Origin of the sequence: Photorhabdus viridis (genome assembly GCF_040256935.1) — a bacterium.
Classification (GTDB): domain Bacteria; phylum Pseudomonadota; class Gammaproteobacteria; order Enterobacterales; family Enterobacteriaceae; genus Photorhabdus; species Photorhabdus viridis.
Map to the genome: position 1 here is coordinate 1 of NZ_JBEJZY010000077.1, position 9,226 is coordinate 9,226.

A 9,226-nucleotide genomic window follows, 5' to 3' on the forward strand; every position below is an offset into this window, starting at 1 on the left:
GTCTTCAAATTTTTCACCACAACGCTACCGGATATAGCGGACTCGCTGATGTCTAGAATTAACGACCATTTTCAGGTGCTAAAAACTGCATCTTGAAGTTTCTTGGGTATAAATATATTTATTTGGTATCTTCTGACAAGTGCGATTTTTAAAGGTGTCAGTTGTTATAGTGAGTATTTTTCTCTCAAAAGAAAAGTGAATTATAATCAACTGACAAAAAATAATAATATTGAATTTTAGTTTTAAATGATATTTTTTCTCTTATTTGTTGCTTTATTGTTAGATTTAATTATATTAAAAATTGTGTATTGTTAAGTGTTTTTTATTGGATCATTAAAGCTTAGATGTCATAATTTTAATTAATATAAAGACTGTAGAATGTATTATATAAATAAGTCGTGGGCAATCAGTAATCTTATTTAAATTTTGAATTGTTTTTTACTAACCTAATGGATAGGTATAGGATTTTTCATTTTAACGAGATGTCTATATATGGTCATATTTAATAAGTGCCAATAAATGAAATTAGTTTAAATTAATATGCCAGAAAAACAATCCTATTAGGGTGGCCATTAATATTATGGTGTAATTACAAGAAGAAAATAAAATAATTCATGATTACTTTTAAATAACATATGTGGAATATAGTTAATATTTTATTAATGCATTTGAATGTAAAACATTATTCTGCCTGTAACCTAAATTCAATAATGGGATATAAGAATTATAATGAGAATACAAGTGAGCTAAAATAAATAATGAAGATGATGGGGAAGATAATAACATGGCTATCTATAGAGCATAGTCTTATTAATATTAAATTAATTTTACAAATGCATGTTTATTTATTCCGATAATAAATAAAACCAGGATTTTAAATATATTAATTTTTAATATCTTGGGATTTAATTTTCTGTCTCTTTTGATGCATAAAATTAATATTCGCAATGTGAAACAGTTGATTTAGTATCAATACCCCGCTTGCTTGCGGTTGGATTATTTATTTGAAATAAATAATCTGAATAAACAAAAAATAAAATTTTTTGTTGAAAAACCGGGTTAGCAAGGCAGTATATGAATTTATTAAAATAACTTACCTTTATTTATCAAGTGATTATATTAAAATGATGAGTTTCTATGTGTCTAAGAAAATATAAAATAACATTAAGCAATAATCACGTCGGCGATTATTGTTGTAATATTCATAATTATATTAAAAATTCTAGTAATGAAGTGGTTTTTTGTATACACGGAAGACCAGGAAATGATTCTCTTATGATGCCTTTTTATAGATGGGCAAAAAATAGGGGGAAAGGTTTTTATGTCTATGAGCAATTTTCAGCAAAGAATATATATGATAAAAAAAATAGAGGGATAAGTTTAAGTTCAAATGATCTTATGGATGTTTTAATAAGTGAGTTAGCTTTTCATTTGAATTTTTTAAAAAAACATAAATTGATTATAATTGCTCACTCTTTTGGTGGGGTATTATTGTCAGAATATGTTTTAAATTATCATGACTCACTTAAAGGTCATGATGTAGTATTTTCTGGTTTCTGTCCATACAGACCAGAATTTCTCGAATATAATGTTAAAGTAATGTTAGAACTAAATGATGATGAAGTTTTTAGAGAAAAATTTATATGTAATAAAAACAGTTTAAATAAGAAACAATTTTTGGGTTTAATAACTCAACCTTATGGTTGTATAGATATTAAAGATAGCTATCTAAATGAATTATCTTTATTTCAATCAAATAATTATTATACTTATGGTGAATATGATATTTGTTCTAGTGAACAGGTAGAAATAGCTAAAAAAAGACTGCCTAATTGTAAATCTGTTATGATCCAAAATGTATCCCACTATCCTTTTATTTCTGCACCAAAAATTTATTTTAAAATGCTTGAAAATATGCTTTTTAATAATTAAAAAATTATAAGGAATTTTATGAAAAAAGAAAATTATGTTGTAATTGGGAACTCATACGTATCTCAAAAAATAAAAAAAAATAATATGAATTTTTTTTACATTGGACGTCATAGGAATGATATGGATTTTAATGAATTCTTTGAATTACCTTTAGAAGATAGATTTAATGTAGAAGAATACGAACAATCTATAAAGGACATATTAGATTTTTGCAAAAAAATACAAAATAATTATGGAACTATACATTATGTCCTTGCAAATACAGAGCAAACATTACTAGTTGGAGCTATTATCAGAGATACATTTTGCATTTCTGGAAGGAGGTTTGAAGAGTTAATTCCATTTAGAAATAAATTCATTATGCAGGAAAAAATATTTAAAAGTAAGGTGCTTAAAAAAAAGAAATTTATATCTGGTGATAATGTGCATGTTGATTTTATAAAAGATATTGTTAGGGATTACTTCCTTAATAAATTTCCAATAGTGATAAAACCTTGTTCACAAGCAGGAAGTAGGAATGTTTTTTTTGTAAATGAACTTCATGAATTAATTAATAAGATAAATTTATTTAAGAAGGAAAGTATTGAATTTTTATTAGAAGAATTTATATCAGACTCAATAATTCATATTGATGGAGTTTATAGAAATGGAGAGTTAAAGTTTATTATTGCCTTTAGATACATCAAGGACTGTTTATCTTGGCATAAAAAAGGAACTCCTATGTCATCAATAATTATAAATGATAATAAAAAAATAAAAGAAATATGTAGGTTTACTAAGGAGGTTTTAAGAAACTTGAATTCTAATAATGTGGTTTTTCATCTTGAAGCTTTTATGTCTGTACAAGGTGAATTAACATTTCTTGAAATAGGTGCAAGGCCTGGCGGAGCTGCGATAGTTCCTTGCGTAAAAAAAATTTTTGGTGTTGATTTGTTGGAGGAATCTTTAAAGATCGAGTTAAATCAAGAAACAAGCTTATTAAATTCGGGATATATTAGTGATAAGTATGAAAAAAATTATGCTGGTTGGACAGTTTTGCCATTAAAAGAAAAAGAATATTGTGTGATTGAAAATATATATGGATTGGATAAGTTGCCTAAAGAAGTGAAGTGGTTAGATTATGTCGATGAAAATCAAGAGTTTAATAAATTTTATTTTGAAGATCCAGCTATAGGGAAATTTGTTATACAAGCGGAAAGCGAAGATGAGGTAATTAAGATTATTAATAATATAGAAAATGATGTTTTTATAAAAGCAAAAAAAATTCATGATGTACATATATAAGGTTTTTTAATATGATTATTCAATGTGATGGTTACTTTTCAATAAATTTAACAAAATTTAAAAAATTAAAGAGTGAATTTTCTGAACATGCTGAAAGTTATGGTTTTTCAAAATCTAGCTCATCGAATTTATTAATTAATGATGATACGTTACTTTTTGCTAATTCTACCATTGCTGGATTCAAAGAATATTTAACAACTGATTCATTGCCAGATGATGGATTTTACATTATACAAGATTGCATTAGAAATCATAATCTTAAAGTAATTAGAGACAAGAGTGATTCTTTAGATTATATGAGTTGTTTTACTCAAGTTGGTTTACTTGGAGGAAAAAAATCTTTTTCTAGAATATTAGATTTCTCATTGTCTTTTTTAACACATAAACTAGGAGTGCCATATAAAAATATATTATTTAAGACTTCTTCTGAATTGATTTTTTTTCAAAATAAATTAATTTCTTATGGAGGTTTAAATATATCTATTGATTGTCAGTCAGATGAATATTACAAATGGAATTATGGTCTTAAAAATATTTATGGGAGAGGTATTACTATTGCTATTTATAATAAGTTAACAAGTTCTTTTGAAGATGTTGGGAATATTATAGAAATATGTAAAGACGATTGCATTATAGGCTATGAATTTGGATTTGGTATTGAAACTTTAATTTCCCGTTGTGATGGGCTAGGATCTCCATTTGATAGTTCCATAGTATCTTCATTTTTTATTGGTTTAGATCCAATATGGAAAAACAAATTTTTAGATTCATTAATGTTAACCACTTTGTTAATCTCACTTGGGTGTAAAATAGGTAGAGGAAAAAGAAATGCAATTTTACGGCATTCTATAAATGATCTATGCTATTTAGTGCATGTTTTAGAATTAGATTTAAATTATGTAATTATTGTTAGTAAATGGTATTCTCTACAAATGAAATTACCAGATGATATGATAGAGAAAATAATTAGAAATCATTTTGGTTTAATAAATGACAAGGTGATTTTAGCTGAAAAATATATTCATTATACAATTAAAAATAGAAATGACATTGAAAGTTTCTATAGATATTGCCAGAATAAGCTCGGTTTTATAATGGAGTTTATTGATGAAATATCAATTTTGTCTACTCAAATTAAAAATATAAGAAAAGGTTCTGTATAAAATTACTTTTCTGTTTTTATAAAAGGTAATCTCATGAAGTGTAATAAGCAAAATAATAAAAAATTATTACAAGCTGTGGAATCGCTGGGAAATGCTTTACCTCATCCAGTCATTATTTTTATAATTTTTATTGCCATTCTGTTAATATTTTCCGCTATTGGTGAGTATTTTGATGTGACCGCTATTGATCCTCGACCTGAAGGTGTAAAAGGTCGTGCTGAGGATGGGATAATTCGTGTAGTTAATTTACTTGATGCAGATGGAATCCGTAAAATTCTTTCAAACGTCGTGACTAATTTCACCAGCTTTACACCATTAGGAACAGTATTAGTTTCTTTACTTGGTGTTGGTATTGCTGAACGATCTGGATTGCTTTCCACAGTAATTCGTTTTCTTATAATAAAATCACCGCGTAAGTTAACTACATTATCAATTGTTTTTGCGGGAATTATGTCTAATGCTGTTGCTGAATTAGGTTACGTTGTATTAATTCCTCTGTCAGCTCTAATTTTCCATTCTCTTGATAGACATCCATTAGCTGGATTAGCGGCAGCATTTGCTGGTGTTTCGGGGGGATATTCTGCTAATCTTCTACTAGGTGCAATTGATCCTTTACTTTCAGGTATCACACAACAGGCTGCAAGGATTGTTGATTCCTCGTATGTTGTAGGTGCAGAAGCTAATTGGTACTTTATGTTTATGAGTACTTTCCTTATTACTATTATAGGTTACTATGTAACCGAAAAAATCGTAGAACCTCAACTTGGTATATATAAAGAAGAGCAGGAAATTACGAAAATTAATTTACCTGAAATTACTTCGCAGGAAAAAAAAGCACTGATGGCGGTTTTAGTGACATTTATTGTTTTTCTCTCGTTTTTATTATTAAGTATTTTTCCTGAACATAGTATCCTCCGAAATCAAGAAACTAGATTAATTTCTAACTCCCCATTTCTGGCGTCTATAGTTGTTTTTATTTGTTTATTTTTTTCTATTTTAGGAATGGTTTATGGATTTTTTGCTAATACATTCAAATCATTAAACGATGTTGTAAATGCCATGGAGTATTCTATGAGTACATTAGGATTATACTTAGTAATTACTTTCTTTTCCTCACAATTCATTGCATTTTTCGAGTGGAGTAATATCGGTCAAATTATTGCAGTTTATGGTGCCAATTTCCTTAATAATATTAATTTAAGTGGATGGATGTTATTTATTGGATTTATTTTAGTGTGCGCATTTATCAATTTGATAATTGGTTCAGCTTCAGCTCAGTGGGCAATTACTGCACCGATCTTTGTACCCATGTTAATGTTAGCAGGATATTCTCCAGAAATTGTTCAGGCGGCTTATCGTATTGGTGACTCTGTGACTAATATTATTACCCCAATGATGGGATATTTTGGAATGATTGTGGCAATTTCTATGAAATACAAGAAAGATACAGGTGTAGGAACGATAATATCTATAATGATTCCGTATTCTTTGTTTTTTTTGATTGGTTGGTCTTTATTTTTTTGTATCTGGGTATTTGTCTTTAATTTCCCAGTAGGACCAAATTCATCTACTTACTATAAACTAAGTTAATTAGTATTTCATTTATAATAAAATTAAAGAATCCCTCATTTTTATTGAGGGATTTATATATAAGTTTTTTTAATAGGTTGTAAATAAACTAAAGCAAATGATCATCCGGTCAATAGGGGAGATAAAATCAAATAACAATGTTGATAATTTTACCTGGTATGAAAATTACATTTTTAACATTACCTTCTCCAATCCATTTTCTAATTATTGGGTTTTTTAATGCCTCATTTGTTATGAACTCTTTACTTTCACTAACTTCGAATTCCATTATAGCCCTTACTTTTCCATTTATAGTAATAGGATATCTTGTTTTTTCATTTTTTAAATATTTTTTGTTAATTTTCGGATATGATTGATTTATCAAATAACCTTCTAAAAATAAAGCGTTTGACCAAAGCTCTTGAGAGAGATAAACCGCAAATGGTGATAATGCAATTAGGAAATCTTTTAAAATTAAAGAATTATGACATTCTATTTTATTCAATTCATTAACGCAAATCATCAATGAAGTTATCGCAGTATTAAACGAGAGTCTTTCAATGTCCTCTGAAACTTTACTTAACATTTTGTGAATGATTATTTTTTCATTTTCATTGGGGGTGTTATCATTAATTAATAATTTACCATTGGAATCATAAAATAGTCTCCATACTTTGTTAATAAATTTCTGTATTCCTTCTATGCCGCCTAAATTCCATAATTTTGATTGATGTATTGGTCCAAGAAACATTTCATATATTCTAAATACATCAGCACCATATTTATCAATAATATGATCGGGATTAACCACATTATGTTTGGATTTTGACATTTTTTCAATTTGCCAATCACATTTAAATGAATCTTTGTTATAAATAAATTTGCTTTCTTTATAATCTTTTCTCCACGTTCTAAAATTTTCAATGTCTAGAATGTCATTATCTGATATATATTTTATATCAACATTTATACGTTGTGTATCATAGTTTTCTTTTATGTCACTTGAGACAAAAGTGTTTTCTCCTTTAACTCTATAAATAAATGATGAACGGCCTTGAATCATTCCTTGATTAACAATTTTTAAGAATGGTTCTTCGAAATTTATTATTCCTAAATCATAAAGAAATAAACTCCAAAAACGTGAATACAATAAATGTCCTGTCGCATGTTCACTTCCCCCCATATAAATGTCGACTTCTCTCCAATAATTGGCTTCCTCTACATTTACTAATCTTTTTGAGTTATCTGGTGACATATAGCGGATGAAATACCAACTTGAACCAGCCCAACCAGGCATTGTAGTCAATTCATATTGATATTTATCTTTATATAGCCAATTGATTGCACGACCAAGTGGTGGTGCTCCATCAGCGGTAGGAAAATACTTATCAATAATTGGCAATTCTAAAGGTAAATCAGACTCATCTATATCTTTGGGAATATCGTTATCATAATATATAGGAATCGGTTCCCCCCAGTAGCGTTGTCGACCAAAGATAGCATCACGCATATTGTAATTTACTATATTATTTATTATACTTTCACTTAAATAAGAAGTTATCCTTTCTCTTCCTGTGAAAATATCAAGACCATTTAAGAAATTTGAATTTATTATTTCCCCATTTTTTATTACTTGAATTTTTTCTATATTAAATATTTCTGAAAAGATCGCATCTTGTGAATTATGTGCGGGAATTGCCATTATAGCGCCAGTACCATAATGTGATAAAACATAATCGCCAACCCATATAGGGATTTTTTTATTGTTTACTGGGTTCATTACATAAGAACCTGTGAATACCCCACTAGTGTCTTTTATATTACTTGCTCGCTCTAGCTCACTTCTAGATAAACTAGTTAAGATATGTTCACTTACGATTTTTTTATATTTTCCTTCAGTTATTATATTCATATTAAAATGCTCTGGAGATATGCAGATAAATGTTACTCCAAATAGTTTTTCTGGTTCAGAAGTATAAATATCAATTGTTTTTGTTGAATTTTCTATGTTAAATTTTATTATTACGCCTTGAGATCTACCAATCCAATTTTTTTGTGTTTCTTTTAATGATTCAGGCCACTCAAGAGAATTAAGGTTGTGTAGTAATCTATCTGCATAAGCAGTAATTCTTAGCATCCATTGTTTCATTTTCTTTTTTTCTACAGGATGCCCACCTCTCTCTGAAAGTCCATTTATCACTTCATCATTAGCTAGTACGGTTCCTAAGTTAGGACACCAATTAACTGTTGAGTATGATAAATATGCTAAACGGTAGCTCATTAATATATCTGACTTTTCTTTTTCAGAGAACTCGCCCCATTCTTGTGATGTAAAATTTTTTGTGTTCTGAACCCTGGTTGTAATTACATTATTAGAACCATTTTTTTCAAAAATTTTAATTAAATCACTAATGTTTCTAGCTTTATCAGAATTAATGTCATACCATGAGTTGAATAATTTTAGGAAGATCCATTGAGTCCATTTATAGTATTCCTTATCTGACGTTTTAAATGTCCTTGATTTATCCAATGATAATCCCATACTTCTCAATTGAGAATTGAAGTTTTTAATATTTCTAGCAGTTGTAATTTCTGGATGTTGTCCTGTTTCAATAGCAAATTGTTCTGCGGGCAATCCAAATGAATCAAACCCCATAGCATGTAGCACATTATATCCATTTAATCTTTTAAAACGACATAAAATATCGGTGGCTATATATCCTAATGGATGGCCTACATGTAGGCCTGCTCCTGATGGATACGGGAACATATCTAAGCAATAAAATTTTTTAGCATCATGATTAGTAGTTGTTTTATATACATTTTCTTCTTCCCATTTTTCATTCCATTTTTTTTCGATTTCTTTATAGTTAAACATTGAATTTCTTTAATTCCTCTCAATTAGTTGTACATAATTACATTATGAAAGCTAAACTGTTACAATCTATAAGTCAATAATCAGAAGATGCGTATATACCCGTAATCATTGAAGATGCTTGATTTTATCCGAAATGGAGATCCTTATCCTCGCTATGAAAATATTTATTACATCAGAACAAAAAATCAAACTTGAACGTCTTCACGACACCACTCGTGATGGTCAAGTACGAGACAGAATAAAAGCTATCCTTCTGGTTTCTGAAGGGTGGAGTTCTGTGATGATAGCCCAGGCCATCGCCGAAGCCGGATTTACCGCCACCGTCGCTCACGCTCAACGTTATCATTGCTTGTTAGCGCTGGAAGACACGACAACCCTGTCATTTTCCCATGCGTCGGTC

At 28.7% G+C, this 9,226-nt stretch carries 5 protein-coding genes and 1 pseudogene; 5 read left to right on the top strand and 1 reads right to left on the bottom strand.

Annotated features, from left to right (window positions below; translation table 11 throughout):
- Positions 1-1,275 precede the first annotated feature (1,275 nt).
- From ABR397_RS21305 to ABR397_RS21320, 4 genes are read left to right on the top strand one after another with little or no spacing between them, the layout of a single operon-like run.
- A complete protein-coding gene (locus tag ABR397_RS21305) occupies positions 1,276-1,932 on the top strand; it encodes a hypothetical protein (protein ID WP_350307462.1) in 657 nt (218 codons plus the stop codon).
- Positions 1,933-1,950: 18 nt separating this feature from the next.
- Positions 1,951-3,216, top strand: coding sequence for an ATP-grasp domain-containing protein (locus ABR397_RS21310; protein WP_350307463.1), 1,266 nt, complete (start codon positions 1,951-1,953; stop codon positions 3,214-3,216).
- Positions 3,217-3,227: 11 nt separating this feature from the next.
- The gene (locus ABR397_RS21315) at positions 3,228-4,379 is read left to right on the top strand and encodes a hypothetical protein (RefSeq protein WP_350307464.1); all 1,152 of its coding nucleotides are present in this window, start codon (positions 3,228-3,230) and stop codon (positions 4,377-4,379) included.
- A gap of 33 nt (positions 4,380-4,412) precedes the next feature.
- Positions 4,413-5,969 (top strand): AbgT family transporter, encoded by a 1,557-nt coding sequence (locus ABR397_RS21320; RefSeq protein WP_350307465.1) that lies wholly within the window; start codon positions 4,413-4,415, stop codon positions 5,967-5,969.
- A 127-nt stretch (positions 5,970-6,096) separates the two neighbouring features.
- On the opposite strand, the gene leuS is transcribed toward ABR397_RS21320, so the two are convergent.
- Positions 6,097-8,826: a leucine--tRNA ligase gene (gene leuS / locus ABR397_RS21325; protein WP_350307466.1), complete on the bottom strand. Its 2,730-nt coding sequence runs from the start codon at positions 8,824-8,826 to the stop codon at positions 6,097-6,099.
- Positions 8,827-8,980: 154 nt separating this feature from the next.
- Between leuS and ABR397_RS21330 the strand changes: the two are divergent.
- Positions 8,981-9,226, top strand: a pseudogene (locus ABR397_RS21330) (hypothetical protein); the annotation flags it as partial.

Excerpts from the sequence above, each read along its gene's own strand:
- ABR397_RS21305 (WP_350307462.1), top strand. The coding sequence starts at position 1,276 with ATGATGCCTTTTTATAGATGGGCAAAAAATAGGGGGAAAGGTTTTTAT.
- ABR397_RS21310 (WP_350307463.1), top strand. The coding sequence starts at position 1,951 with ATGAAAAAAGAAAATTATGTTGTAATTGGGAACTCATACGTATCTCAA.
- ABR397_RS21315 (WP_350307464.1), top strand. The coding sequence starts at position 3,228 with ATGATTATTCAATGTGATGGTTACTTTTCAATAAATTTAACAAAATTT.
- ABR397_RS21320 (WP_350307465.1), top strand. The coding sequence starts at position 4,413 with ATGAAGTGTAATAAGCAAAATAATAAAAAATTATTACAAGCTGTGGAA.
- leuS (WP_350307466.1), bottom strand. The coding sequence starts at position 8,826 with ATGTTTAACTATAAAGAAATCGAAAAAAAATGGAATGAAAAATGGGAA.